30 protein-coding genes and 1 tRNA gene are annotated in these 25,189 nt (G+C 54.1%); 13 read left to right on the plus strand and 18 right to left on the minus strand.

The features are described 5' to 3' along the window. The first annotated feature begins 110 nt into the window (after positions 1 to 110). Positions 111 to 1,823 carry a flotillin family protein gene (locus tag DBZ16_RS10360; protein WP_016687490.1) on the plus strand — a complete coding sequence of 571 codons (1,713 nt, stop codon included), beginning with the start codon at positions 111 to 113 and terminating at the stop codon, positions 1,821 to 1,823. Positions 1,824 to 2,452: 629 nt separating this feature from the next. Here the strand turns inward: DBZ16_RS10360 and DBZ16_RS10365 are convergent. Then, entirely contained in the window at positions 2,453 to 3,715 is a 1,263-nt protein-coding gene (locus DBZ16_RS10365; RefSeq protein ID WP_107813941.1) for an N-acetylmuramoyl-L-alanine amidase, read from the minus strand. Next, positions 3,697 to 4,173: a tRNA (adenosine(37)-N6)-threonylcarbamoyltransferase complex ATPase subunit type 1 TsaE gene (tsaE, locus tag DBZ16_RS10370; protein WP_107813942.1), complete on the minus strand. Its 477-nt coding sequence runs from the start codon at positions 4,171 to 4,173 to the stop codon at positions 3,697 to 3,699. The genes DBZ16_RS10365 and tsaE overlap by 19 nt, the downstream gene beginning before the upstream one ends. A gap of 105 nt (positions 4,174 to 4,278) precedes the next feature. Here tsaE and DBZ16_RS16545 point away from each other — a divergent pair, with 105 nt between their 5' ends. The 3 genes from DBZ16_RS16545 to ftsY all read left to right on the plus strand — a co-directional run bounded on the left by DBZ16_RS16545 (position 4,279) and on the right by ftsY (position 6,817). Next, positions 4,279 to 4,410, plus strand: coding sequence for a hypothetical protein (locus DBZ16_RS16545; protein ID WP_276308311.1), 132 nt, complete (start codon positions 4,279 to 4,281; stop codon positions 4,408 to 4,410). Between the two features lie 17 nt (positions 4,411 to 4,427). Beyond that, positions 4,428 to 5,237 (plus strand): glutamate racemase, encoded by an 810-nt coding sequence (gene murI, locus DBZ16_RS10375; RefSeq protein ID WP_003741204.1) that lies wholly within the window; start codon positions 4,428 to 4,430, stop codon positions 5,235 to 5,237. 128 nt (positions 5,238 to 5,365) lie between these two features. Next, positions 5,366 to 6,817, plus strand: a complete 1,452-nt coding sequence (gene ftsY, locus DBZ16_RS10380) for a signal recognition particle-docking protein FtsY (RefSeq protein ID WP_107813943.1) — start codon at positions 5,366 to 5,368, stop codon at positions 6,815 to 6,817. Positions 6,818 to 7,122: 305 nt separating this feature from the next. On the opposite strand, the gene DBZ16_RS10385 is transcribed toward ftsY, so the two are convergent. From DBZ16_RS10385 to DBZ16_RS10405, 4 genes are all read right to left on the minus strand, one after another. Then, entirely contained in the window at positions 7,123 to 7,455 is a 333-nt protein-coding gene (locus tag DBZ16_RS10385) for a zinc ribbon domain-containing protein YjdM (protein ID WP_003741903.1), read from the minus strand. A gap of 286 nt (positions 7,456 to 7,741) precedes the next feature. Continuing rightward, positions 7,742 to 8,467 (minus strand): septal ring lytic transglycosylase RlpA family protein, encoded by a 726-nt coding sequence (locus DBZ16_RS10395; protein ID WP_107813944.1) that lies wholly within the window; start codon positions 8,465 to 8,467, stop codon positions 7,742 to 7,744. Between the two features lie 150 nt (positions 8,468 to 8,617). Next, on the minus strand, positions 8,618 to 9,082 hold the full coding sequence (gene trmL, locus DBZ16_RS10400; protein ID WP_029609489.1) for a tRNA (uridine(34)/cytosine(34)/5-carboxymethylaminomethyluridine(34)-2'-O)-methyltransferase TrmL: 465 nt from the start codon (positions 9,080 to 9,082) through the stop codon (positions 8,618 to 8,620). Between the two features lie 63 nt (positions 9,083 to 9,145). After that, entirely contained in the window at positions 9,146 to 9,883 is a 738-nt protein-coding gene (locus tag DBZ16_RS10405; protein ID WP_167390290.1) for a ComF family protein, read from the minus strand. Positions 9,884 to 9,896: 13 nt separating this feature from the next. Between DBZ16_RS10405 and bioH the strand changes: the two genes are divergently transcribed. After that, positions 9,897 to 10,643, plus strand: a complete 747-nt coding sequence (gene bioH, locus DBZ16_RS10410; protein WP_107813946.1) for a pimeloyl-ACP methyl ester esterase BioH — start codon at positions 9,897 to 9,899, stop codon at positions 10,641 to 10,643. 349 nt (positions 10,644 to 10,992) lie between these two features. Further along, the gene (locus DBZ16_RS10415) at positions 10,993 to 11,781 is read left to right on the plus strand and encodes a methyltransferase (RefSeq protein ID WP_107813947.1); all 789 of its coding nucleotides are present in this window, start codon (positions 10,993 to 10,995) and stop codon (positions 11,779 to 11,781) included. Between the two features lie 233 nt (positions 11,782 to 12,014). Here the strand turns inward: DBZ16_RS10415 and DBZ16_RS10420 are convergent, their stop codons facing one another. The 4 genes from DBZ16_RS10420 to DBZ16_RS10430 all read right to left on the minus strand — a co-directional run bounded on the left by DBZ16_RS10420 (position 12,015) and on the right by DBZ16_RS10430 (position 15,080). After that, positions 12,015 to 13,784, minus strand: a complete 1,770-nt coding sequence (locus DBZ16_RS10420) for an acyl-CoA dehydrogenase family protein (RefSeq protein WP_107813948.1) — start codon at positions 13,782 to 13,784, stop codon at positions 12,015 to 12,017. Between the two features lie 134 nt (positions 13,785 to 13,918). Further along, entirely contained in the window at positions 13,919 to 14,230 is a 312-nt protein-coding gene (locus DBZ16_RS16410) for an NTF2 fold immunity protein (protein ID WP_346426868.1), read from the minus strand. Further along, positions 14,143 to 14,340 (minus strand): hypothetical protein, encoded by a 198-nt coding sequence (locus DBZ16_RS16415; RefSeq protein WP_240600351.1) that lies wholly within the window; start codon positions 14,338 to 14,340, stop codon positions 14,143 to 14,145. Before DBZ16_RS16415 ends, DBZ16_RS16410 begins: the two co-directional genes overlap by 88 nt. 107 nt (positions 14,341 to 14,447) lie before the next feature. Further along, positions 14,448 to 15,080, minus strand: a complete 633-nt coding sequence (locus DBZ16_RS10430; RefSeq protein WP_003779657.1) for an MBL fold metallo-hydrolase — start codon at positions 15,078 to 15,080, stop codon at positions 14,448 to 14,450. A gap of 129 nt (positions 15,081 to 15,209) precedes the next feature. Here DBZ16_RS10430 and DBZ16_RS10435 point away from each other — a divergent pair, with 129 nt between their 5' ends. The 6 genes from DBZ16_RS10435 (at position 15,210) to ptsP (ending at position 19,475) form a co-directional block, all read left to right on the plus strand. Next, entirely contained in the window at positions 15,210 to 16,016 is an 807-nt protein-coding gene (locus DBZ16_RS10435; RefSeq protein ID WP_107813949.1) for a DNA ligase, read from the plus strand. Positions 16,017 to 16,046: 30 nt separating this feature from the next. Beyond that, positions 16,047 to 16,223 (plus strand): hypothetical protein, encoded by a 177-nt coding sequence (locus DBZ16_RS10440; RefSeq protein ID WP_159070323.1) that lies wholly within the window; start codon positions 16,047 to 16,049, stop codon positions 16,221 to 16,223. 14 nt (positions 16,224 to 16,237) lie between these two features. Continuing rightward, positions 16,238 to 16,801, plus strand: coding sequence for a hypoxanthine-guanine phosphoribosyltransferase (locus DBZ16_RS10445; RefSeq protein WP_003767818.1), 564 nt, complete (start codon positions 16,238 to 16,240; stop codon positions 16,799 to 16,801). A 132-nt stretch (positions 16,802 to 16,933) separates the two neighbouring features. Further along, a complete protein-coding gene (locus DBZ16_RS10450; protein ID WP_070496480.1) occupies positions 16,934 to 17,371 on the plus strand; it encodes a PTS sugar transporter subunit IIA in 438 nt (145 codons plus the stop codon). 47 nt (positions 17,372 to 17,418) lie between these two features. Continuing rightward, positions 17,419 to 17,688, plus strand: a complete 270-nt coding sequence (locus DBZ16_RS10455; RefSeq protein ID WP_003767811.1) for an HPr family phosphocarrier protein — start codon at positions 17,419 to 17,421, stop codon at positions 17,686 to 17,688. Continuing rightward, positions 17,688 to 19,475, plus strand: coding sequence for a phosphoenolpyruvate--protein phosphotransferase (gene ptsP / locus DBZ16_RS10460; RefSeq protein WP_107813951.1), 1,788 nt, complete (start codon positions 17,688 to 17,690; stop codon positions 19,473 to 19,475). Before DBZ16_RS10455 ends, ptsP begins: the two co-directional genes overlap by 1 nt. A 78-nt stretch (positions 19,476 to 19,553) precedes the next feature. Here the strand turns inward: ptsP and DBZ16_RS10465 are convergent, their stop codons facing one another. Then, complete coding sequence (locus tag DBZ16_RS10465; protein WP_107813952.1) at positions 19,554 to 19,964, minus strand: Ag473 family lipoprotein; 411 nt, start codon at positions 19,962 to 19,964, stop codon at positions 19,554 to 19,556. Between the two features lie 202 nt (positions 19,965 to 20,166). Here DBZ16_RS10465 and DBZ16_RS10470 point away from each other — a divergent pair. After that, positions 20,167 to 20,242, plus strand: a tRNA-Lys gene (locus DBZ16_RS10470). A 330-nt stretch (positions 20,243 to 20,572) separates the two neighbouring features. Here the strand turns inward: DBZ16_RS10470 and DBZ16_RS10475 are convergent. The 7 genes from DBZ16_RS10475 to DBZ16_RS10500 all read right to left on the minus strand — a co-directional run bounded on the left by DBZ16_RS10475 (position 20,573) and on the right by DBZ16_RS10500 (position 25,095). After that, a complete protein-coding gene (locus DBZ16_RS10475; protein WP_070496478.1) occupies positions 20,573 to 21,112 on the minus strand; it encodes a c-type cytochrome in 540 nt (179 codons plus the stop codon). Positions 21,113 to 21,522: 410 nt separating this feature from the next. Then, positions 21,523 to 21,693 carry a hypothetical protein gene (locus DBZ16_RS15130; RefSeq protein ID WP_003741908.1) on the minus strand — a complete coding sequence of 57 codons (171 nt, stop codon included), beginning with the start codon at positions 21,691 to 21,693 and terminating at the stop codon, positions 21,523 to 21,525. Between the two features lie 18 nt (positions 21,694 to 21,711). Further along, positions 21,712 to 22,302 (minus strand): sigma-70 family RNA polymerase sigma factor, encoded by a 591-nt coding sequence (locus tag DBZ16_RS10480; protein WP_107813953.1) that lies wholly within the window; start codon positions 22,300 to 22,302, stop codon positions 21,712 to 21,714. Positions 22,303 to 22,611: 309 nt separating this feature from the next. Further along, a complete protein-coding gene (locus DBZ16_RS10485) occupies positions 22,612 to 23,322 on the minus strand; it encodes an HvfC family RiPP maturation protein (RefSeq protein ID WP_107813954.1) in 711 nt (236 codons plus the stop codon). Further along, entirely contained in the window at positions 23,312 to 24,154 is an 843-nt protein-coding gene (locus tag DBZ16_RS10490; protein WP_107813955.1) for an HvfB family MNIO-type RiPP peptide maturase, read from the minus strand. The genes DBZ16_RS10485 and DBZ16_RS10490 overlap by 11 nt, the downstream gene beginning before the upstream one ends. A 107-nt stretch (positions 24,155 to 24,261) precedes the next feature. Then, on the minus strand, positions 24,262 to 24,558 hold the full coding sequence (locus tag DBZ16_RS10495) for a hypothetical protein (protein WP_107813956.1): 297 nt from the start codon (positions 24,556 to 24,558) through the stop codon (positions 24,262 to 24,264). Between the two features lie 81 nt (positions 24,559 to 24,639). Then, entirely contained in the window at positions 24,640 to 25,095 is a 456-nt protein-coding gene (locus tag DBZ16_RS10500) for an HvfX family Cu-binding RiPP maturation protein (protein ID WP_107814020.1), read from the minus strand. Positions 25,096 to 25,189 lie beyond the last annotated feature (94 nt).

Genomic DNA, 25,189 nt, shown 5'->3' on the forward strand with positions numbered 1-25,189 from the left:
ACCTACCTTTAAAACCGCTATTTTTAACCTTTCAGACGACCCCAAACCCTAAAAAAACCGTCTGAACCCACGCCCCTCAAGGGTATATCGACAACAAGAAAGGAAAACCCATGAACTTAGTTTCCATCGGCATCATCGCCGGCGTCATACTCGTCGCGCTGTTCGTACTCGGCCTTATCCTTACCCGCCTGTACCGCCGCGCCAGCAAAGAAGTCTCCTTCGTCCGTACCGGCTTCGGCGGCGAAAAAGTCATCATGAACGGCGGCGCGATGGTGCTGCCCGTACTGCACGAAATCATCCCCGTCAACATGAACACATTGCGCCTCGAAGTGCGCCGCGCGGCGCAGCAGGCGTTGATTACCCGCGACCGGATGCGCGTTGACGTCATGGCGGAATTTTACGTCCGCGTCAAACCCAGCGCCGAGAGCATTGCCACTGCCGCGCAAACGCTGGGTATGAAAACCATGTCGCCCGACGAATTGAAAGACCTCGTCGAAGGTAAATTCGTCGATGCCCTGCGCGCCGTCGCCGCCGAAATGGCGATGGAAGAGCTGCACGAAAAACGTGTTGATTTCGTTCAGAAAGTGCAACAAGTCGTGAGCGAAGACTTGTTTAAAAACGGCCTCGAACTTGAAACCGTCTCCCTGACCGGCCTCGACCAGACCAGCTTTGAGTTTTTCAACCCGCAAAACGCCTTTGACGCGGAAGGTCTGACCAAACTGACCGAAACCATCGAAGGCCGCCGCAAAAAACGCAACGAAATCGAACAAGACACCGATTTGGCGATTAAAACCAAAAACCTCGAAGCCGAGCAGCAACGCCTGAAAATCTCGCGCGAAGAAGAATACGCCAAACTCGAACAAGAACGCGAAATCTCCGTGCGCCGCGCCGAACAGGAAGCCAGCATTGCCGAGCAGGAAGCGCAGAAAAAACGCGAGGCGGAAGAAGCCAAAATTGCCGCCGAACGCGAAGTGGATTTGAAACGCATCGCCGCCGAACGCGACATTAAAAACGAAGACATCCGCAAAGCCCAAGCCGTCGAGCAGGCGGAGGTCGAACGCCGCAAAGCCATCGAGCTTGCCGAACAAGACCGCGCCATCGCCGTTGCCGAGAAATCGCGTGCCGAATCCGAAGCCAAAGCCGAGGCAGACAAAGCCCGTGCCGCCGCCGTGCGTGAAGAAGAGAGCGTGATTACCGTACGCGAAACCGAACGCGCCGAACGTGCCAAAGCGGTCGAACTGATTGCCGCCGAAGAAGCCGCACAAAAAGACGCGATTTCGCTCACCGTCGCCGCCGAAGCCGAGAAACAGGCCGCGCAAGACCGCGCCGAAGCCGTGCGCATCGCCGCCGAAGCCGAAGCTGAGAAACAACGCCTGCAAGCCAAAGGTGAAGCCGATGCCAAAGTCCTGCTGGCACAAGCGCAAGAGCAGCAATACAAAGTCGATGCCGAAGGTACCCGCGCCGTGAACGAAGCCGCCAACGTCCTGAGCGTCGAGCAAGTCGAAATGCAAGTACGCCTCGCCCTCTTGAAACACCTGCCCGACATCATCCGCGAATCCGTGCGCCCGATGGAAAACATCGACGACATCAAGATTCTGCAAGTCAACGGCTTGGGCGGATTCAGCGGCGCTGCCAACGGCTCCGAAGGCGTGTCGGACGGTCAAACCACACAAGCCAGCCTCGCCGACCAAATGGTCAACAGCGCCCTGCGCTACCGCAGCCAAGCCCCGCTGGTTGACGGCCTCTTGAAAGAATTGGGTCTGAACGGCGGCGACATCAACGGTCTGACGCAAGGGCTGGATAAAGGCATCGGCAAAGAATAAGCCGCGCTGCTAAGAAGGTCTGAAAGCAAAGGTCGTCTGAAACCTCGAAATAGGGTTTCAGACGACCTTTTGTCATGGAAGGAACAAATCTGTCATCAGTATAGTGGATTAAATTTAAACCAGTACGGCGTTGCCTCGCCTTAGCTCAAAGAGAACGATTCTCTAAGGTGCTGAAGCACCAAGTGAATCGGTTCCGTACTATTTGTACTGTCTGCGGCTTCGTCGCCTTGTCCTGATTTAAAGTTAATCCACTATATTATGGAAGGAACAAATCTGTCATCAGCCAAACCTGTTCCATCGCATCAAACGCGACAAACAGGCGGAGCAGGTACAGCGTATTCGTCAGGCGTTCGGCTTAAAGCAAACAAGTTGGAAGCCGAAGAAAAAACAAACGAAATGGGCGGAATGAGTGATACAGCTTGCCGAACATAAACAGCGTTTGCCCGCTTAGAGAAAGCCCAAGCCGCACCTGACACCCTCTTCCGAACCAAGCAAACCGAGTCTGCGGCAAGCCGACATGGCAACAGCAGCTTGCCCGCGCCGAACAAACCGTTTTAAAGCATAAAAACACAAAGGTCGTCTGAAAACCTGTTTTCAGACGACCTCTTATCTTTTCCAACAAACTCGGTTTAGCCTCTGCGCAATACGGCGTTGTTGACGTATTTTTGGATGCCGGTGGCGATGGCGTCGGCGCATTGGCGGCGGAAGGAGTCGCTGCCGAGCAGCCGCTCTTCGGTCGGGTTGGACAGGAAGGCGGTTTCGACGAGGATGGATGGGATGTCGGGCGCGCGCAGGACGGCGAAGTTGGCTTCGTCAACGCGGCCTTTGTGGAGTTGGTTGAGTTTGCCCAATTCGGTCAGGACGGAATGTCCGAGCTTGCGGCTGTCGCGCATGGTAGCGGTTTGGGTCATGTCGAGAATGGCGTTATCGACGCTGCGGTTGCCGCTTTTGGCAACGCCGCCGATGGCATCGGCGTTGTTTTGGGTTTGGGCGAGGAATTTAGCGGCAGAGCTGGTCGCGCCTTTGGTGTTGAGCATATACACGCCGGTACCGCGCGCAGACGGGCTGGTAAAGGCGTCGGCGTGGATGGAGACGAACACGTCGGCATTGCGCGCGCGGGCTTTGGCGACGCGTACGCCCAGTGGGATGAAGATGTCTTCGTTGCGGGTCATGTAAACGGTGTAGCCTATGCCTTCGAGGCGTTTTTTGGCTTCGCGGGCGATGGAGAGGACGACGTTTTTCTCTTTCAAGCCGCTCGGACCGATGGCACCAGGGTCTTCACCGCCATGACCGGGGTCTATCATGACGACGGGACGGCGGCCGCCGCCGCGGTTGGAACGCGGAGGTGCGTCTTGGGCAATGTTCGTGCGCTCGGCAGGACGTTGCGTTTGCATGCGTTTCGGCGGATTGCCGTTGAGCAGCGCCATCATCGGGTCGTTGGCATCGACACCGTGCGGATAAAGGTCGATCACGAGGCGGTTTTTAAAGCCGCCGACAGGGGCAAGCGAGAAGACTTGCGGATGGGCGTTTTGCTTGAGGTCGATCACAACGCGCACGGTCGTCGGGGTGTTTTGTCCGGCGCGGATGCTGCGGATGTAGGGGTCGTCGGGCAGGACTTTGCCGGAAATGCCTTGCAGGACGCTGTTGATGTTGGCGTTTTGGATGTCAACGACGAGCCTGCCGGGGTTTTCCAAGGCGAAATGCTGATATTGCAGCGCGCGCGAGCTTTCGATGGTAATACGGGTATAGGCGTGCGAAGGCCAAATACGGGCGGCGACGAATTGGGCTGGCGGCGCGGCTTTGGCGAGGGCGGAGGCAATCGGCGTGAGGGTGAACAACAGTCCGGCAGTTTGGCGGACGACTTGTCTTCGTGTCAGTTTGAATTTAACCATGCTTCTAAACTTTTTTGTCCGTTGGCGGTGTGTGCGGTAGCGGTGCAGGTCCTGCCCTGCGCGGCGTGATTCAGGGATACGGTGATGTCTGCGGGCGGAGTGAACGCGCCGCCCTGTTGCGGCCATTCGATGATGCAGACGCTGTCAGGGGAGAATAGGTCGTCCAGACCGGCATCTTCCCATTCTTCGGGCGAGGCAAAGCGGTAAAGGTCGAAATGATGAAGCGTGAACGCTTCCAGCGGGTAGGATTCGACGATGGCGTAGGTCGGGCTTTTGACCGCGCCGGTGTGTCCGAGTCCGCGCAGGATGCCGCGCGTGAACGTGGTTTTCCCCGCGCCCAAATCGCCTTGCAGATGGATGACCAATGGCGCGCGCAGCGATTCTGCCCAACTCCCGCCCAGCTTGAGTGTGGACTCTTCGTCGGGAAGCTGGCGGGAAAGGGATGCGCCGTCGCTCATGAAATCAGCCTTATCGTGTTCTAAAAACCTTAATTATGCTGTATTTACGGGCATTTGCAAACATAAGGGAGGATAAAGTTAGATAAAGATGTTCAATCGGCATCTTTGCCGTTTGCCGTCCAAACGCTTCAGGGGTCGTCTGAAAACGCCGTTTCCACGCAGCCCAAACCCTTTCAGACGACCCCGTCCCTGTTAAGCCTTGCGCCGAACGTGTACAATCCGCCCCATCATACCTAATCCGTACAAACCGCATCATGACTACCAGCAAACAACGCCCCATCGGCGTTTTCGATTCCGGCGTCGGCGGACTGACCAACGTCCGCGCCCTGATGGAACGCCTGCCGATGGAAAATATCATCTACTTCGGAGACACCGCCCGCGTTCCCTACGGCACCAAATCCCGCGCCACCATCGAAACCTTCGCCATGCAGATTGTCGATTTCCTGCTGGAAAACGATGTTAAGGCACTGGTCATCGCGTGCAACACCATCGCCGCCGTTGCCGGACAGAAAATCCGCCAAAAAGCAGGCAATATGCCCGTATTGGACGTGATTTCCGCCGGCGCGCAGGCAGCCTTGAACACCACGCGCAACAACAAAATCGGCATCATCGCCACCAACACCACCGTCAACAGCAACGCCTACGCCCGCGCCATTCACGCCCAAAATCCCGACACACTCGTGCGCACGCAGGCGACGCCGCTGCTCGTGCCGCTGGTGGAAGAAGGCTGGCTTGACCATGAAGTAACCCGCCTGACCGTGCGCGAATATCTCAAACCGCTCTTGGTGGATGACATCGACACACTCGTCCTCGGCTGTACCCACTTCCCGCTGCTCAAGCCCCTGATCGGCAAAGAAGCGCAAAACGTCGCCCTGGTCGACTCCGCCATCACCACCGCCGAAGCGACCGCCCAAGCGCTCGCCCAAGCAGGGTTACTCAACACTGAAAACGACAGCCCCGACTACCGCTTCTACGTCAGCGACATCCCCCTGCGCTTCCGCACCATAGGCGAACGCTTCCTCGGACGCAGCATGGAACAAATCGAAATGGTTTCGCTGGGATAAGGCGTATCCCGCCCTCCGAAACAAAAGGTCGTCTGAAAACCGATATCCAGGTTTTCAGACGACCTTGCCGCGTAAAATACGCTACAATACGCTCTATTTCAAGCTTCTAAAATTAAAAGGAAAATTCAATGTTCAGCTTCTTCCGCCGCAAGAAAAAACAGGAAACGCCCGCTCAAGAAGAAACCCGCATTCAGGAAACCGCCGCCGAAGCCGTAGAACGCGCCGAAACCACCGTTTCGCAAACGCTTGAAACGGTTCAGGAAAATATCGGCGAAAAAGCGGAAGAGCTGACGGCGGCAGTCGAAACGGCAGTAGAAAGTGCAAAAGAGCGTGCCGAAGAAATCCGCGAGACTGTGGTTGAACATATTTCCGAAACGGTCGAACACATCCACGCGGCAGTCAGCGAAACGTCGTCTGAAACGGTTGAAAAAGTGGAAGAGCGCGTTGAAGCCGTCAGCGAAACCGTTGCCGAAAATGTTTCTGCAGCAGTCGAACACGTCCACGAAGCGGTCAGCTATAGGTCGTCTGAAACCGTAGAAGCCGTTGAAACCTTAGAAACCCAAGCTGAAGCCGCGCCTGCAACATCCGAAGAACATTCTGTGCAAACCCCTGAAAATACAGCCGTCGCAACGTCGTCTGAAACCTTCGAACCGTCCGAAACCGAACCCAAGCTCGGATGGGCGGCGCGTTTGAAACAGGGTCTGACCAAATCGCGCGACAAAATGGCAAAATCGCTGGCGGGCGTGTTCGGCGGCGGGCAAATCGACGAAGACTTGTACGAAGAGCTGGAAACCGTGCTGATTACCAGCGACATGGGCATGGAAGCGACGGAATACCTGATGAAAGACGTGCGCAACCGCGTCAGCCTCAAAGGGCTGAAAGACGGCAACGAGTTGCGCGGCGCGTTGAAAGAAGCCTTGTACGACTTGATTAAGCCGTTGGAAAAACCGCTGGTCTTGCCCGAAACGAAAGAGCCGTTCGTCATCATGTTGGCGGGCATCAACGGCGCGGGCAAAACCACCTCCATTGGCAAACTCGCCAAATATTTCCAAGCGCAAGGCAAATCCGTACTGCTTGCCGCAGGCGACACCTTCCGCGCCGCCGCCCGCGAGCAGCTTCAGGCATGGGGCGAACGCAACAACGTAACCGTCATCTCGCAAACCACGGGTGATTCCGCCGCCGTCTGCTTCGATGCCGTCCAAGCCGCCAAAGCGCGCGGCATCGACATCGTGCTTGCCGACACCGCCGGCCGCCTGCCCACGCAGCTTCATTTGATGGAAGAAATCAAAAAAGTAAAACGCGTGCTGCAAAAAGCCATGCCCGACGCGCCGCACGAAATCATCGTCGTGCTCGATGCCAACATCGGGCAAAACGCCGTCAACCAAGTCAAAGCCTTTGACGAAGCGCTGGGTCTGACCGGCTTAATTGTCACCAAACTCGATGGCACGGCAAAAGGCGGCATCCTCGCCGCGCTTGCTTCCGACCGCCCTATCCCCGTCCGCTACATCGGTGTGGGCGAAGGCATAGACGATTTGCGCCCATTTAACGCGCGCGCGTTTGTAGACGCGTTGTTGGACTAAGCCAAATCGGGCAACAGTCCGATAACGAAAAATCCCGATACGGCAAAATGCCTGCAGATGCGTTTTGATTCAACACAGCCATTTTGCCGCACCATGAAAAAGGTCATCTGAAACCGAAAACAGGTTTCAGACGACCTTTGTTTGATGTGGCGGACGCAATATCGCTGCCGTCAATTTGTGCAGCGCCTATTTCCTCTGCCGAAAAAAGGCGAAAACCGTTTGAAAGCAACCCTTACGGAGACAAGTAGCTTTACAAACGGTTTTCAGGTCGGCCTAGCGACCCACCAACGATTATTATACCAATATCATGCCTTTTTGACAAACTCTGATTTCAAATTCATCGCGCTGCCGTCGATTTTGCAACCGATATTGTGGTCGCCTTCTTGCAGGCGTATGCCTTTTACCTTGGTTCCTTGCTTGATAACCATAGAGCTGCCTTTGACTTTGAGGTCTTTAATCAGGACAACGGTGTCGCCGTCTTGCAACACGGCGCCATTGGCATCTTTGACGCTCAGGGTTTCTTCGGCGGCTTCGCCGTCGTTTTCCGTCCATTCAAACGCGCATTCGGGGCAGATGTATTGGCTGCCGTCTTCGTAGGTGTATTCGGATTGGCATTGTGGGCAAGGTGGGAGGGACATGGTGGGGATTCCTTTGGTTGAGAAGCGTGGGATTATAAGGGAAAGGGTGCAAGGATACGACGGCTTTGTATAGTGGATTAACTTTAAATCAGGACAAGGCTACGAAGCCGCGGACAGTACAGATAGTACGGAACCGATTCACTTGGTGCTTTAGCACCTTAGAGAATCGTTCTCTTTGAGCTAAGGCGAGGCAACGCCGTACTGGTTTAAAGTTAATCCACTATACCTATGCTTCAATACAAAACGACCTGTCTTGCAACAGGTCGTCTGAAAACACGGATACGGCTTAGAGAGACAGCGAAGCTGCCTGAATCAGACCGCGTGCTTTGGCTTCGGCTTCGGCGGCACGCTCTTGCGAGGTGAACGGACCCATTTTGACGACGTATTCGTAGTCGCGTTTCTCCATGGAAACTTTCGGATTCATTTTGCCGTAAGAAAGGTTTACCGCAGCTTGGTTCATATAGGCTTGCGCTTCGCGCTCGGTACCGAAGGATTTCAAATCGACAAAAATGTCTTGACCGTTGTAGGCTTGGGCGCTTTGACCCGGAACGATTTGCTCGACTTTGACGTGTGCCGTGCCTTGGTTGATGAAACCTAATTGTTGGGCAGCGGCTTTGGAAACGTCGATCACACGGTTGCCGTGGAAAGGACCGCGGTCGTTGACGCGGACGATGATGCTTTTACCGTTTTTGGTGTTGGTCACACGGGCGTAGCTGGGAATGGGGAGGGTTTTGTGGGCGGCGGTCAGGGCGTTCATATTGTAACGCTCGCCGCTGGAAGTTTTACGGCCGTGGAACTGGCTGCCGTACCATGAGGCATTGCCGGTTTGGACGAAGGAGGATACTTTGGTCATCGGCGTGTAGCGTTTGCCGGCGACTTTGTAGCTGCGGTTGGCGGAGGAATGCAGCTTCTCGGTGCGGACAATGGAGTCGGCTGAGGCGGAATGAATGGAAAGGATGCTGATTGCAACGGCAGTCAGGGTGGAGAAAAGGGTGGTTTTAGATAAAGTCAAAACGTAGTCCGTTCTAGAGTTGATAACGCGGCGGGATGGCTCCCAAGCGGTTTCAGACGACGTATTGGCGGTTTGACAAAAACCAAGCTGTCGTCGGACAGTATCGCCTTGGTTTTTGTCAAACGGCTCAGGGAGACTCCCTTGCGGATGTTATACACCGCCTGCGTAACCGTTTTGCCGCCATGCTTCAAACAGAATCACGGCGACAGTGTTGGAAAGATTCATGCTCCGGCTGCCAGGCTTCATAGGCAGGCGCAGCTTTTGCCCTTCGGGCAGGGCGTCGAGGATTTCGGCGGGCAGTCCGCGTGTCTCGGGGCCGAACAAAAAGACATCGCCCTCAACAAAAGAAACTTCGTCGGGACGGGTTTTGCCTTTGGTGGTCAGCGCGAAAATGCGGCGACCTTCCAAGGCTTTGAGACAATCTTCGAAATTCTCGTGTACCGTCAGTTTTGCAAACTCGTGATAATCCAAACCTGCGCGTTTCATTTTTGCCGAATCCAGCGGAAAACCGAGCGGCTTGACCAGATGCAAATCGGCTCCGGTGTTGGCGCACAATCGGATGATATTGCCCGTATTAGGCGGGATTTCGGGTTGGTACAAAACTATGGTAAACATATAAATCAATCACTTATTGAGGGGCATAATGCCGAAATGTTCCGCAGGTGTCAAAAACTTTAGCTATTTTTTCATTGGCGGACGCGCCAAACTCCAGCAAAAAATCTTGCCTGCGCCTGATTTTTTCAGCGTCCGCGCCAGTTCGTTCAGCGTCGAGCCGGTGGTGAACACATCGTCGATTAACAAAATATTACAGTTTTTCGAGATATGACCGTTGATTTCAAAAGCATTTTTTATATTGCGAACCCTGTCTGCGCTTTTCAGCGTGCTTTGCGGCTCGCGATGTCGTCTGAAAACCGTCCGTCGCGGCAGCAGCGTCCAGCCGTAATGTTCGGACAGAATATCCGCCAATTCCTCGCTTTGGTTGAAACCGCGATGCAGCCGCCTCTCTTTGCTCAACGGCACGGGCAGCACAAAATCGAAACGCTCCGTTTCCAACCAGTCGGGCGCATGGCGGCGCATCAGTTCCGCCAGCGGACGGCTCATGCCGAGGTCAGCCAAATGCTTCAACGCGCGTATCATACTGCTGACGGGCGGCTCATAATACAGCGAAGCCCACATCCGCTCAAATGCCGGCGGCTTCTTCTGGCAGCCTCCGCACACCGCCCCGCCCTGTATAGGGCGGAAACACAAAGGGCAACTGTTTGCCGCATCCGTAAAAAATTCTTCCAAGTCCGCCGCGCAACCGCCGCAAAAACCGCCGTATGGTCGGGTTTCGCACGCTGAAACCAAGGCGTGGCATAATACGCAACGGCTTTTGTTCCGCCATCCCGCATTGCGCCACCAAGAAAACACATCCATAGAGAAAACAGCCATGCCGCACTCCGCCAAAAAAGTTTATCTGATACACGGCTGGGCAGCGAACCGCCACGTCTTCGACGACCTCATCCCGCGCCTGAGTGCCGATTGGGACATCCGCGCCCTCGACCTGCCCGGACACGGCGACGCGCCCTTTGCCGAACCTTTCGACATTGCCGCAATTGCCGAAGCCTTCGCCGAAGAAATCGACGCGCCCGCCCACATCCTCGGTTGGTCGCTCGGCGGCTTGGTCGCGCTCCATCTCGCCGCACGCCGCCCCGACAAAGTCCGCTCGCTCTGCCTGACCGCAAGTTTCGCCCGCCTGACCGCCGACGCAGACTACCCCGAAGGACTGTCCAACCCCGCTTTGAGCAAGATGGTCGGCGCGTTTCGGCAGGATTATGCCAAACATATCAAACAGTTTCTACAATTACAGTTGCTTCACACACCAAATGCCGCCGAAATCATCGGCAACATCCTGCCCGACCTCTCCCGCCACGGCGCACCGCCCGCCCTGCAAGCCGCGTTGGATGCCGTCAACCAAGCCGATGCCCGCCCCCTGCTTTCAAGCATCCAAGCCCCGTCGCTTTTGGTGTTTGGACAAAAAGACGCCATCACCCCGCCGCGCATGGGCGAATACCTCAACCGCCACTTGAAAGATAGCGAATTGGTATTGATGGAAAAAGCGGCACACGCCCCGTTTTTGAGCCAAGCCGACGAATTTGCCGAACGCTACCGCGATTTTGTCGAAAAGGTCGTCTGAAAAACCTTTTTGCCGTTGTTGTCGTTCAGGCGTGAATCCAAAACTTAAGGGATAACAAAGCTTCAAAGTGTGAAATCCGTCGGCAGGAACGACGCCTTGCTACCGCAACGACAGCCTTGTCCCTTCCCCTGTCCGGCGGGGGAAGGTTAGGATGGGGATGGTTCTAAGATGTACGGAATAAAATAGAACCATCCCCTCCCGCTGGACAAAAGAGGAAGCCGGTAACCGAGCGCGGCAGTTGCTGTTTTTTAACATAGTCGATTGAAATTAAAAGAAATCCATACCGCCCCTAAATGGCGGCACGCAAAATCCACCCCCTTCAAAAAAGAAGAAAAAGGTCGTCTGAAACATGAACCCCCAAGACAAACGCTGGCAAATCCACCGCCATCTCGCCCAAGACACCGACAAGCGGCTGCAAATCGTCCGCCACGCGCCCAAGCGCGTCCTGCTGGTCGGTGCGGACGCGGACATCAGCCGCAGCCTGCTTGCCGCGCGCTATCCGAACGCAGTATTCGAAGAATACGACCCGCGCGCCGACTTCCTCCAAACCGCCGCAGCCGCGCGTAAAAGCGGTTTTTGGCAAAAACTCACTGGCAAAACCGTCCCGCAACACTGCCAAGCCCTCACCGACCCGCTGCCCGAAGCCTGTGCCGATATGTTGTGGGCGAACCTCAGCCTGCCCCGCGCGGACGAAATCCTGCCCGTCCTCAAAAACTGGGCTAACGCCCTGAAAACAGACGGTTTATTATTCTTCACCCATTTCGGCCGCGACAGCCTGACCGAGCTGACAGGTCGTCTGAAAAGCGCGGGGATAGCCTGTGAAACGCCGACCTTAATCGATATGCACGACCTCGGCGACATGCTTGCCGACAACGGTTTCTACGACCCCGTGACCGATACCGCCAAGCTCGAATTGAGCTACCGCAAGGCGGCGACGTTCCGGCAGGACATGGAAACCTTGGGCTTGTGGCACGCCTTGAAATTCAGCGATGCCCAAGCGGCTGAAGCGTTTGTGGATAAGATTTTTGAAACCGAAGGCGGTCTGACCGTCACGCTCGAAACCGTGTACGGCCATGCCGTGAAGAAACTGACGCTGCCCGAGGGGGAAAATGTGGTGCGGTTTTATCCGAAAGGCTGAACGGTTTGGCGGAATGAATGAAAGGTCGTCTGAAAACTTGAAAATCAGGTTTTCAGACGACCTTTTTACGCTGCGGCAATCTTGTTTCCTTTCCATTTCCGTCCAATGCTCGATCGGACAGATTGCCAAATTCGACTCATGCGTTCTGCTTCAATCCATTCTAAAACCGACAAAAGAGGTCGTCTGAAACTCAAAATCCGGTTTCAGACGACCTCTTTTCAAACTCCTATCCGTCAATAAAGCTCTAACGGTACGTCCAACAATGCCTGCGCGTTTTCAATCTGCGCGGCGCAGGCGTAAACCTGCGGTAGGACGTGGGCGCAATAGACGCGGGCGTTGTGTTGCTGCGCGGCGTAGAAACCGCTGCCGAAGCCGTCGGCGTCTTCCGTTTGGGCGGCTTCGGCGGCAAGGTAGGCGCGGGCGAGTCCGATGGCGCCGAGCGTCAGCCCCATTTGTTGCAGGTAGGCGTTGGACGCGGCGGCGGCGAGGGCGGGATGGTCGGCGTATCCGACCATGCGGGCGATGCTTTGTTCCGCTGTTTCAATGGCTTGCGCCAGTTGCTGCGCGGCGGCGGGTTCGGCGGTGGCGAGTTTGTCCGCCAGTTCTTTGCCTTCGGCGAGCAGCTTCAAGGGCAACGCACCGTTTTTGCCGGTGGTTTTGCGCCCTGCCAAATCGGCGGCCTGTATGCCGTTGGTGCCTTCGTAAATCGGCGTAATCCGCACGTCGCGCAGGTATTGCGCCACACCGCTCTCTTCGACGTAACCCGCGCCGCCATAAATCTGAATGGCGAGGTTGGTCAGGACGACGCCATTGTCGGTCGGCCAGGCTTTGACGATGGGAATCAGGAAATCCAGTTCGCGCTCCGCTTCTTTGCGCAATACGTTGTCGGGGCAGGCGGCGGCAAAATCGGTCAGGGCGGCGGCGCGCAGATAGAGGGCGCGTTGGGCGGCGAGCGTTGCCTTTTGTATCAACAACATACGGCGCACGTCGGGATGGCGGATAATCGCCACGTCGTCTGAACCGTCCGCCTCGTCGCGTCCCTGTACGCGTTCTTTGGCATAGGCGAGCGCGTTTTGGTAGGCGCGTTCGGCGACGGCGTGGCCTTCTATGCCGACGTTCAGCCGCGCGGTTTTCATCATGGTAAACATATACGCCAAACCCTTGCCCGCCCTGCCGACCAGATAGCCTTCGGCGTCGTCGAACTCCATCGTACAGGTCGGGCTGGCATGTATGCCGAGCTTGTGTTCGATGCCGATGGCGCGCACGCCATTACATCCGCCCAAGCTGCCGTCCGCGTTCACCAAATATTTCGGCACGATAAACATCGACACCCCCTGCACGCCCGGCGCGGCATCGGGCAAGCGCGCGAGCACCAGATGGACGATGTTTTCCGTCATTTCCTGATCGCCCCAAGTGATGAAGATTTTCTGACCGCTGAGGGCATACGCGCCGTTTTCCTTCGGCACGGCGCGGGTGGCGATGTGGTTCAAATCCGAACCCGCCTGCGGTTCGCTCAAATTCATCGTTCCCGCCCATTCGCCGCTGCACATTTTCGGCAGGTAGGTCTGTTTCTGCTCCTCGCTGCCGTGTTTGAACAGCGCGTCCACCGCCCCCAGCGTCAGCATCGGCATCAGCGACAGGGCAAGGTTGGCGGCGCAACACATCTCTTCGCACGCCGCCGACACGACCGCCGGCAGTCCCTGTCCGCCAAACTCCGCCGGCGCGCGCAAACCCGCCCAGCCCGCTTCGCAGAAATCATAGTAGGCACGCGCCAAATCCGGATGGGTGGTAATCAGGTCGTCTGAAAAACCTGCGCCGTGCAAATCGCCGGTGCGGTTGGTGTCCGCCCATTGCTCCGACGCAAACCGCGCCGCTTCGTCCAGCACCGCATCCACCGTTTCCGCATCCAAACCTTCCGCATGGGGCAGTTGCAGGACTTCGTCCAACCTGCCGTGCACGCGGATGCCGAAACGCAATTCGTTTACAGGGGCCGTGTAGCTCATGGAATCTCTCCGAAGTGAATGATTTGAAATGGATTTAGGATAAATTGGTATAGTTATACTAATCCTAAACCACAGGTTTGCAAAGCGCAGGTTTTCAGACGACCTCCATTTACTAACGACAAGTTATCGTCTATTCAAAACAATTGGCGGGACTTCTTCCATTTATCGTAATACATAAAACCCATCTGATCGATTTTCCATTCCCCACCTTCCAAAACCAGCGTATAGGTTTTCTTTTCCCCACTATCATCCAACACATCTATTTCATATTTTTTATCACTGATTTTCCTTTCGGCTGTAATGGTTTGGTTATATTCTGGTGGCATTCGAAAAGAAGGGGCTTCTTGTCTAGCTCGCTTTAAAGATAAAGCTTTTTTAGATAAAAATTGGTGGTGTATTTTTTTGATTTCGTCAGATCTTTTTTTGCTGTTTTCATCTTCATCAATTTCAAAAAAGTACCTTCATCCAAACTTTTTTGAGTAAGCCCTCCCCAATACAATTCATAATCTTTCATTTGTTGAATGAACTCAGCTAATGTTTCATGCGCGGTTTTCATATTACGAATTTCCTTTGAAGTGTTCTAAATTGCATTTTACTCATTTTCTATAAAAAGGTCGTCTGAAACGCTTATCCGTGTTTCAGACGACCTTTCGCTTTCAGGTTTTAAAAAAACGGATTGTGTCGTTTTTCATGCCCGATGTCGGTCATTCTGCCGTGTCCGGCGATGACGCGCGTGTCTTCGGGCAGGACGAACAGTTTGGTGCGGATATTATGGATGAGGTCGGCGTGGTTGCCGCGTGGGAAGTCGGTTCTGCCTATGGTTTCATAAAACAATACATCGCCCGCGATAAGCAGCCCTGCTTCGGCGCAGTAGAAAACGACGTGGCCGGGCGTGTGGCCGGGGATGTGCAGGACTTGGAAGGCGTGGCTGCCGACCTTGAGCGTTTCGCCTTCGGTCAGCCAACGGGTCGGCTCGAACGCGGGGGAAACGGGAAAGCCGTATTGGGCGGTCGTTTCGGGCAGGGCTTGCAGCAGGAAACCGTCGTCTGCATGAGGACCGATGACGGGGACGGGGCGGTGTTCCCGCAATTCCACCACGCCGCCTGCATGGTCGAGGTGTCCGTGGGTCAGCCAAATGGCGGTCAGGGTGAGGTTTTTCGCGTCCAGCTCTTGCAGGAGGTAGGAAACGTCGCCGCCGACATCGGTCAGGACGGCTTCGCGGGTTTCGTCGTCCCACAAAAGGGTGCAGTTTTGGCGGAAAGGGGTAACGGCAATGATTTCGGCTTGAAGTGCCATGAGGCGGGATTCCTTGGGTAGTGGTTGGACGGGGCGGATATTTTCAGACGACCTTCGGTCTGCTTATGCGGTATCATTATTATATTTGAAATAATCACTCACATTACAGGAACGCTTATGAGAACTTCAATGCAGGGCATGATACCGATTTTTGCCGCTTTTTTCATCCAAACGGCGCTCGGCGCGGATTTGATGCTGGCGCAGGAATACAAAGACCAAGAGATTGCGGGCTGGGCGATGAGCGAGAAGCTCGACGGCGTGCGCGCGTATTGGGACGGGCGGCAACTGGTCAGCAGGCAGGGCTACGCGTTTACCCCGCCCAAAGGTTTTACTGCGCAGTTCCCGCCCTATCCGCTCGACGGCGAGCTGTATAGCGGGCGCGGACAGTTTGAACAGATTTCCGCCGCCGTGCGCTCGTCTTCCGGCGACTGGCGCGGCATCCGCCTGCACGTTTTCGACGTACCCAAAGCGCAGGGCAATCTCTACCAACGCCTCGCAGTCGCAACGCAATGGCTGAAAACGCATCCGAACGCGCCCATCACCATCATCCCGCAAACCAAAGTGCGCGACCGGCAGCACGCGATGGACTTTTTAAAACAAATCGAAGCGCAGGGCGGCGAAGGCGTAATGCTGCGTCAGCCCGAATCGCGTTACAGCGGCGGCAGAAGCAGCCAATTATTGAAACTGAAAAGCCAATACGACGACGAATGCACGGTAACTCGGCATTATGAAGGCAAAGGGCGCAACGCCGGACGGCTGGGTGCAGTCGGCTGCAAAAACCAACACGGCGAATTCCGCATCGGCAGCGGCTTCAAAGACAAAGACCGCGACAACCCACCCAAAATCGGCGCGGTCATCACATACCGCTACCGCGGCTTCACACAAAAAGGCACGCCGAAATTTGCCACGTTTGTGCGGGTCAGGACGGACAGGTGAAAGCCGATGGTCGAAAGGTCGTCTGAAAACATGGTTTCAACCAAAATCCAAACCGCTTCAGCGCATTCCGCCAACGCCCGCCACGCGGGCTTTGTCTGCGAAAATGGTTTTCCAAGTTCACAAAACGGTAAAACAGGGCAAGGCGTACATGGGATTTCAGACGACCTCAGCCCGTTTTGGGTTTATAATTTCCTTTTTTCCAACTGATTTCCCCGTTTACCATGATCGATTTAGAAACCAAACGCCTTGAAACCCAAGCCATGCTTGATAATGCCGAGCTTTTGTTCGACCAAGACCAATGCCGTGCCGCACTGCAAAAAGTGGCGGACGAGATTACGCGCGACTTGGGGGACAAATATCCGCTCCTGCTGCCTGTGATGGGCGGGGCGGTGGTGTTTACGGGGCAGTTGCTGCCGCTGTTGCGCTTTCCGTTGGACTTTGATTATGTTCATGTTTCCCGTTACGGCGACAAGCTGGCGGGCGGGGCGTTCAACTGGAAACGGATGCCCGACCCGGAGCAGATTCGCGGTCGCCATGTGGTTGTGTTGGACGATATTCTGGACGAGGGACACACGATGTCAGCGATTCAGTCCAAGCTCTTGGAAATGGGGGCGGCGAGCTGCCGTGCGGCGGTGTTTGCCAACAAGTTGATCGACAAGGAAAAACCGACCAAGGCGGATTATGTCGGAATGGATGTTCCCAACCGCTACGTCTTCGGCTACGGCATGGACGCGGCGGGCTGCTGGCGCAATTTGGGCGAGATTTACGCGCTCAACCAAGGCTGATGCTGAGTTAAAAAAGGTCGTCTGAAAACCTTTTCAGACGACCTTTGTGCCACCATATCGCGCTATGTGGCGGGTGAACGGACGATACTTTCGCCCACACCGACCGAATAAAATATCATCAGGGAACACATCATGATCAACCTTTTAATCATTACCCACGAGGCAGTAGGCGAAGCCTACCGCAGCCTGACCCATCATTTCTTCCCGACGGGCATGCCGGAAAACATCCGCATCCTCGGCGTAGAGCCTGACGAAGACCAAACCGACATCATCAACAATGCCATCGCCGCGCTGCAAGAGTTTCCTGAAAACCACGGCGTATTGATTATGACCGACATCTTCGGCGCGACGCCGTGCAACGCTGCCCGCAGGCTGGTGCGCGCGGGCAAGTCCGCCATTCTGACCGGACTGAACGCGCCGATGATGATTAAAGCGACCCAATACTCGCCTATGGCGGAAGACCTCGCCGCCTTTACCGAAACGGTCAGGGAAGCCGCCGTCAAAGGCATTTTCGCCATTACCGCCGAACCGGAAGATTTGGTGTGCAAACAGCACGCCGAAGCCGTCTAAGCCTACCGACACGTTTTCAGACGACCCCGCACACCCGAAAGCCGAACATGCAAAAACAACAAATCGAAATCATCAACAAACTCGGACTCCACGCCCGCGCTTCCAGCAAATTCACCCAAACCGCGTCTCAGTTTCAAAGCGAAGTCTGGGTAACGAAAAACGGCAGCCGCGTCAACGGTAAAAGCATCATGGGCTTAATGATGCTCGCCGCCGCCAAAGGCACAATCATCGAGCTGGAAACCGACGGCTTGGACGAAGCCGCAGCCATGAAGGCATTGACCGACTTAATCAACGACTACTTCGGCGAGGGCGAATAATGAGTATCGTGCTGCACGGCGTTGCGGCGGGCAAAGGCATCGCCATCGGACAAGCCCACCTGATTACGCGCGGAACGGCGGAAGTGCCGCAATACGACGTTTCAGACGACCTCATCGACGCCGAAACCGCCCGTTTCGATGCCGCCATAAAAGCCACGCGCAAAGAGTTGGAACAGTTGCGCAGCGCGATTCCCGAAAACGCCCCGACCGAATTGGGCGCGTTTATTTCGCTGCACCTTATGCTGCTGACCGACGTTACCCTCTCGCGCGAACCCGTCGATATTTTAAAAGAACAAAAAATCAACGCCGAATGGGCATTGAAACAGCAAAGCGACAAGCTCGCCGCCCAGTTTGACAGCATCGAAGACGACTATCTGCGCGAACGCAAACAAGACATGCTGCAAGTCGTCCGCCGCATCCACAACAATCTCGTCGGGCAAAGCAACGACCTGAATTTGACCGAAGGTTTGTTTGAAGACACCATCCTGATTGCCCACGATCTCTCCCCCGCCGACACCGTCCTCTTTAAAGAGCAGCGCATCACCGCCTTCGTTACCGACGTCGGCGGCCCGACCAGCCACACCGCTATCCTCGGCCGCAGCCTCGACATCCCTTCCGTCATCGGCCTGCACAACGCCCGCAGGCTCATTACCGAAAACGAAACCGTCATTGTTGACGGCATCAACGGCGTCCTCATCATCGACCCGGACGAAGTCGTCCTCAACGAATACCGCCGCCTCGCCCGCGAATACCGCCTCCACAAGCGCGAACTCAACAAGCTCAAAAAAACCGCCGCCACCACCGCCGACGGCATCAACATCGAGTTGCTCGCCAACATCGAATCCGCCGAAGACATCAAAGCCCTGCACAATTTCGGTGCAGACGGCGTCGGCCTCTTCCGCAGCGAATTCCTCTATCTCAACCGCGACACCATGCCGTCTGAAGACGAGCAGTACGAAGTGTACAGCGCGATTGTGAAAACGATGAAAGGCAAAAGCATCACCATCCGCACCGTCGATTTGGGCGTGGACAAAAACCCCCGCTGGTTCGGTCAAAATTCCACCCCCAACGGCAGCCTCAACCCCGCGCTCGGACTCACCGGCATCCGCCTGTGCCTCGCCGAACCCGTCATGTTCCGCACCCAAATGCGCGCCATCCTCCGCGCCGCCGCCCACGGTCCCGTGCGCATGATGTGGCCGATGATTACCTCCTTGTCCGAAGTGCGCCAATGCCTTATCCACCTCGACACGGCCCAACGCCAGCTCGCCGAACGCGGCGAAACCTTCGGCACGGTCAGCGTCGGCTGCATGATTGAAATCCCGTCCGCCGCCCTGACCGTCGGCAGCATCCTCAAACTCGTCGATTTCATCTCCATCGGTACCAACGACCTGATTCAATACATCTTGTCGGTCGACCGCGGCGACGACAGCGTCAGCCACCTCTATCAGCCCGGACACCCCGCCGTCCTCAAAATGCTGCAACACATCATCCGCACCGCCAACCGCATGGAAAAAAGCGTCTCCATATGTGGCGAAATGGCAGGCGACACCGCCTACACGCGGATGCTGCTGGGCATGGGGCTGCGCCGTTTCTCCATGAACTCCAACAACCTGCTGCCCGTCAAAAACATCATCCTGCACAGCAACACCGCCCTGCTCGAAACCGAAACCGCCAAAATCCTACGCAGCGAAGACTCGGAAAAAACCGAAAAGCTGCTGAAATTGCTCAACAGCGCGGAACACGAAGAAGAGCGGCAGGAAGAAGACAGCCCGATAGCGCAGGCGTAAACAGGGTTTCTATAAACCAAAAGGTCGTCTGAAAACCAAATTCGGTTTTCAGACGACCTTTTTTGTCAAAACGACAAATTATTTAGCAGCGTCTTTCATTTTGTCCGCAGCTTCTTGAGTCGCATCAGCAGCTTTGTTCAAAGTGTCTTTAGCAGCTTCAGTTGCCGCTTCTTTGGCTTTACCGGCAGCTTCTTTAGTTTCGGTTACTGCTTTATCAGCCGCTTCTTTTACATCGGTAGCAGCTTTGTCAGCAGCTTCTTTAGTTTCAGTCACAGCTTTATCGGCACTTGCTTTCGCATCAGCAGCAGCGTCTTTGACTGTATCTTTTGCTTCTTGAGTGGCAGAAGCAGCAGAATCAGCGGCAGAAGCTGCGGTGTTTTTAACATCGGACGCAACGGCTTGAGCTGCTTCCTTAGTCTCTTGCTTGGCTTCTTGGGAACAAGCCGCCAGAGCAGCCGCCATCATCGCAGCGATCAGTAATTTTTTCATGTCCTATCCTTCTTGAGTTTTTTGGTTAAGATTTTGGTTAAAACACTGTTTTAGATAAACAGCTGGAAAAATTGTAACACATATCATATTAATAATCTCTTCTATAAGATGATAAATGCCAATCTAAGTTCTGTTTTGTTCCAAAAAAATACAGAAAAACATTGACACCGCCCGGCTGTTTCTATAAAATTCACAGCTTATCGGGTCGTTAGCTCAGTCGGTAGAGCAGCGGACTTTTAATCCGTTGGTCGAGCGTTCGAATCGCTCACGACCCACCAAATTTAAAAAGCTGAGTTGAAAAACTCAGCTTTTTTATTGTCTTTCGTACTTACAATCCCGATTCTGAAATCCAAGCTGTGCCATCATTAATCAAAGAAACAGGTCGTCTGAAAACGGGATGATGTTTCAGACGAGCTTCCATTAGCCTCCTGTGTAGCGATGGAAGTAAGTTTAAATCAGGATAATGAGAAGCAACGCCGTACTGGTTTCAACTTAATCCGTCATATCATTTCTAATCAAAACGAACCCGAACCATCCCTGCTTTTAGCCGTAGTCCACCATAGAAAAACGCACCTTATTGCAAGGTGCGTTTCTATCATCTATACGATTTAGAATTTACCGCCGGATTCATTAACCATGTAGTTAACCGCAGCTTTCACTTCGTCGTCGCTCAAACCTGCGTTGCCGCCTTTTGCCGGCATGGTGTTGAAGCCTTCGAGTGCGTGTTTGTACACGGTGTCTTTACCTTGTTTGATACGCGGAGCCCAGTCGTCATTTTTACCGACAACCGGAGCACCCGGGATGGTACCGCCGTGGCACATTTTACAGTTGGCTTCGAAAACGGCTTTTCCGTCCACTTTGGCAGAAGAAGCATCTTGTTTCGCGTCTGCAGGCGCAGCTTCTGTTTTCTCGGCAGGTTTGGCTTCAGAGGCAGCTTCTTTCACTTCTGATGCGGCTTTGGCAGCAGTATCTTCTACTTTGCTTGCCGCTGCTTGAGCAGCAGAGGCAACGGTATCGGTAGCAGAAGCCGCAGCGTCTTTAACATCGGAGGCAACAGCGGTAGCTGCTTCCTTAGTTTCCTGTTTAGCCTCTTGAGAACAAGCTGTCAATGCAGCCATCATCATCGCAGCAATTAGTAATTTGTTCATGTCCTATCCTTCTTAAATTTTTTTGGTTAAGGTACTGTTTATTAAACAGCTAAAAAAATTTTAACACATATAATATGAATGTTTTTACCGATGTAGCGGGTTGTAGTAATAAATATTGGTATAAGTCATATTTTGTGCTGAAAAAAGGTAGAAAATGTTGACACCGCACGACCATTCCTATAAACCGCCAGCTTATTGGGCGGTTTGAACACTGTCTGCCGCGTCTTCAAATCCGCCCATATCCCGCCAAATTTCAAAAGCCGAGTTTAAAAACCCGGCTTTTTTATGGGCTTTCCACTTCATAGAAAATTCATCTTCAACGGCGATCAATCCGTGCTTCCTCTTATGAAAAAGGTCGTCTGAAATCCAATATTGGGTTTCAGACGACCTTTTTACCTTATCCGCCAGCCTCAAAACATTTTTTTCATGGCTTTATGAATAAGGTCAAGCTGTTTTTTATATTCGCGACAATGGGGACAGATCAGCAGGTGGCTGCCTAAAAAGACACGTTCGGGAACGGTCAGGCGGGTTTCGTCCTGTTTTTTGGAGAGCAGGTAGGCGGCTTTGCGGCATTTGTTCATCGTGGTTTCCTAACTGGCTTAACCGGCATGTTCTGCATTGCCGAACCATTTGATTTGCAGGCATTGGCGCAGGGTTTCGCGGGCGCGGTGCATGATGGTGTGGTAGTTGGACGTGCTGATGCCGCATTGCTCGCGGATTTCATCGGACGAGAAGCCGAGGATTTCTTTCATGGTAAACACGCGGGCGGTGTTTTCGGGCATTTGATAGAGGCAGGTTTGCAGAACCTGGCAAAATTCTTTGTTATCCAACGTTTTTTCGGGCGAAGTCCAAGTTTGCGGATGGCCGTCCGCCGTCCAATGTCCGTCTGACAAAAACCGTTCTTCAAAGACTTCGTCCAACATTTCTTCCGCAGGCGTGGCGAATACTTCGCGCTGCCGTCCGATTTGGCGCAGACAGTCGGTAATTTTGTTTTTCAAAATGGCAAACAACCAACTGCCCACTTGTGCATCTCCTTTAAAACCTTCGGCAGCACGGTAGGCGGAAAGCATGGTTTCCTGCACAAGGTCTTCCGCCAAATCGGGGCGGTCGGGCAACTGGATGCGGGCGAAACGCAGGAGCAGCTTGCGGGATTCGGCAAGTTCGGCGTCAGTCAATTCGGGGAGGGACATAATGTATCAGCATTGAATGAATTATTGCTATGAGCTTCTGATTTTACGCTGATACTGAGCATGTGTGTCATCAAATACATAAACGATTACGTAGCTTTTTGTTTTTCGTTAACCGGCTGCGTGCATTTTCAGACGACCTGCCAAGCCTTTTAGCGGGTCTTTACCCCCAATATAAAAAAGGTCGTCTGAAAACAGTAAAGGCCGCCGACATTTCGATTTCTGCCTGTCTCTGTGCCGTTTCCTTCGGGAAGGGGGGACGATAGTGCGCTTTTATAGGAATTTCCTGCCCACTACGTCAATTCGATCATTTCAGACGACCTCGGCTGATGCGGCAACCAAAATGCCTTGTTCCAGCCAGTCCGACCATTTTTGCGTTAAGGCATCCTGCCAGCCGTTTTCAGACGACATAAACTCTGCCAGCATGGTTTGCAGGCCGTTCAGGGAGGTGGGCGTGTCTGCCAACGTTTCCAGCAATAATGCGTCGAAATCGTCGAAATCGTCGAGGATTTGGTACATCACGTCGTCTTCGCTGTCTCGCCACACCAAAACGGCGGTTTCCACCGCCTGCAATTCGTCGGTAACATCATACTGATAACGGCGCACAAAGGTAGCAGGAGAAAGGGTATACGCCAAATCGTCTGAATCGGCGGGCGGGGTTTGGCTGTCGGTTTGTGCGACTTCGGCGAGCAGTTGGGTGTGTTCGAAGTCCATCAGTGCCAAGAGGTCGTCTGAAAGCGGCAAGCTTTGGCAGTATTGGAGGAACTCGCCGGCAATTTCTTGAAAATAAGGGGTTTGGGCGCGCGCGTCTCGGATGAAGCCTTCTTTCAGACGACCCCATTCTTCGCTGTCGAGATATTGCGGCGTTTCGGTATAACAGCGGTCAATGAAGCTGTGGATATTGTTGCGTATCAGGCGGATATAGACGTTCAATCGGTCTTGCGGCAGTCCGGCGGCGGCTTCGCCCTCGCGTATGGCTTGGGCGAAACGGTGTTGGTATTGGGCGGAGGTTTCAGGCTGCACGGCGGTATTCCTTTCCGGCGCGCGTTTGATATTCGGCGATTTTGGCGACTTCGGCTTCGAGTTCGGCAAAAGGCGGAAAATTGAAATCGCGTTCCAACAGGGTGGGCGGGATGGTCGGCAGCTTGGTGTAGGCGAGTTCGAGCAAGTCCCACACGGTCGGTAAAACCGCCGCGCCGTGGGTATCAATCAACAATTCGGGCGTTTCGACGTCGTGTCCGGCGATGTGGATGTAGCACACGCGCTCTGCGTCAACGTTTTCTAAAAAGGTTTCGGGCGACAACAGACCGTGATTAACGGCGTTAACGTAGATATTGTTCACATCGAGATGAATGCCGCAGTCGGCTTCGCGTGCAACGGCGTTGAGGAACTCGACTTCGTTCATTTCGGCAAGCGGGGAATGCAGGTAGTAGGAGGTGTTTTCTACGGCGATGCGGCAGCCCAACCGGTCTTGCACTTCGCGGATACGCCGCGCGGTATGCCGCACCATTTCTTCGGTGAAGGGCAGCGGCAACAGGTCGTAGAGATGACCGCCGTCGTGGCAGTAACTTAAATGGTCGGAGAAAAACGTGCAATCGTAACAGCGCATCATTTCTTTGATGCCGTCTATCAAGGCGGTATCCAGCGGGGCTTGTCCGCCCAGCGACATGGATAATCCGTGCAACGCCAGCGGCAGCCGTTCCGCCACGCGGTCAAACTGTTTGCGCGCCTTGCCGCCCATTTTCAGCCAGTTTTCGGGTGCGGCTTCGATAAAGCGTATCGGGCTGTCGTCTGAAAGCGAGAGGAAGTCTTCCGCCAAGTCGCGGCGGTAGCCTAAGCCTGCGTGTTGAATCATGATGTTGCTCCGTTTTGGATGGTGTTCCGACGGTTTTGGTACGAAATTGCTGTCAAAATCAGATAAAAAGCCGCATTTATCAATAAAATGCGGCTTTTTGTTTCAAATTACAGGGAACCGCATTTGCCTTCGCCGCATTTGCCTTCAACTGCTTTAGCTTTGGCTTTTGCTGCTTTGGCGTTTTTAGCGGGGGCTTTTTTTACGGTTGAAGCGCATTTGCCTTCGCCTGCTTTAGAAGCAGCGCCGCCGCATGAACCTTCAGCAGCTTTAGCCGCACCGCAAGAGCCTTGAGCAGATTTCTGAACGCCTGCTTTGCTGCTTACCGGTTTGTCAGCGGCAACAACGCCGGCAGCCAAAGACAAAGACAAAGCACCTGCAAGGGCAGCGGCTACATTTTTTTTCATATTGATTTCCTTTTTAAAGTATCAAGTTAAACAGATTAAGAATTTGAGTTGGCGCGTTTAAAGTCCGCTCCCCGACCTTTTTCATTGATTTCCGACGCGGCATTTCGGGCAAAAACGTTTTTTCAACAGTGCATCCAGCGATAAACAGCCCGCGCCTTGTAGCAGAATCGGGATTAAAACCACGATATAAATCAAAGCCATTTTATAGCCGTTGTCGCAGACATTATAACCCGCACCCGCATGGACTGCCGCCCATGCTACGCCCGTTACAATAATTAATCCCAAGGCAGACAGGCGGGTTGCCAATCCTAAAAGCAGCAAAACCGGAAAAACCAGCTCCGCCCACATCGCCAAGTTCCAATTCATGCTGTCGGGCAGCAGATAAAACGGAAAGGGGAATTGGTCGTTGATTTCGGCAAACCAGTTTTCGCCGCTCCATTTCTGCATGCCCGCTTCCCAAAATTCGTAAGCAGCAAACAGGCGCAAAACCAATAAACCTAAAGCCGATTGCCACGGGGCTGTGATATTCGTTTTCATCATAACCATTTCATAAAATCATTTCATACCCGATTAGACGCGGCAGCTTGAAAATGCTTACAAGCCAATTGAAAAAATTTTGTTTGTTATTGTT

The sequence above is a fragment of the Neisseria sicca genome, from assembly GCF_003044565.1.
Taxonomy (GTDB): Bacteria; Pseudomonadota; Gammaproteobacteria; order Burkholderiales; family Neisseriaceae; genus Neisseria; species Neisseria sicca_A.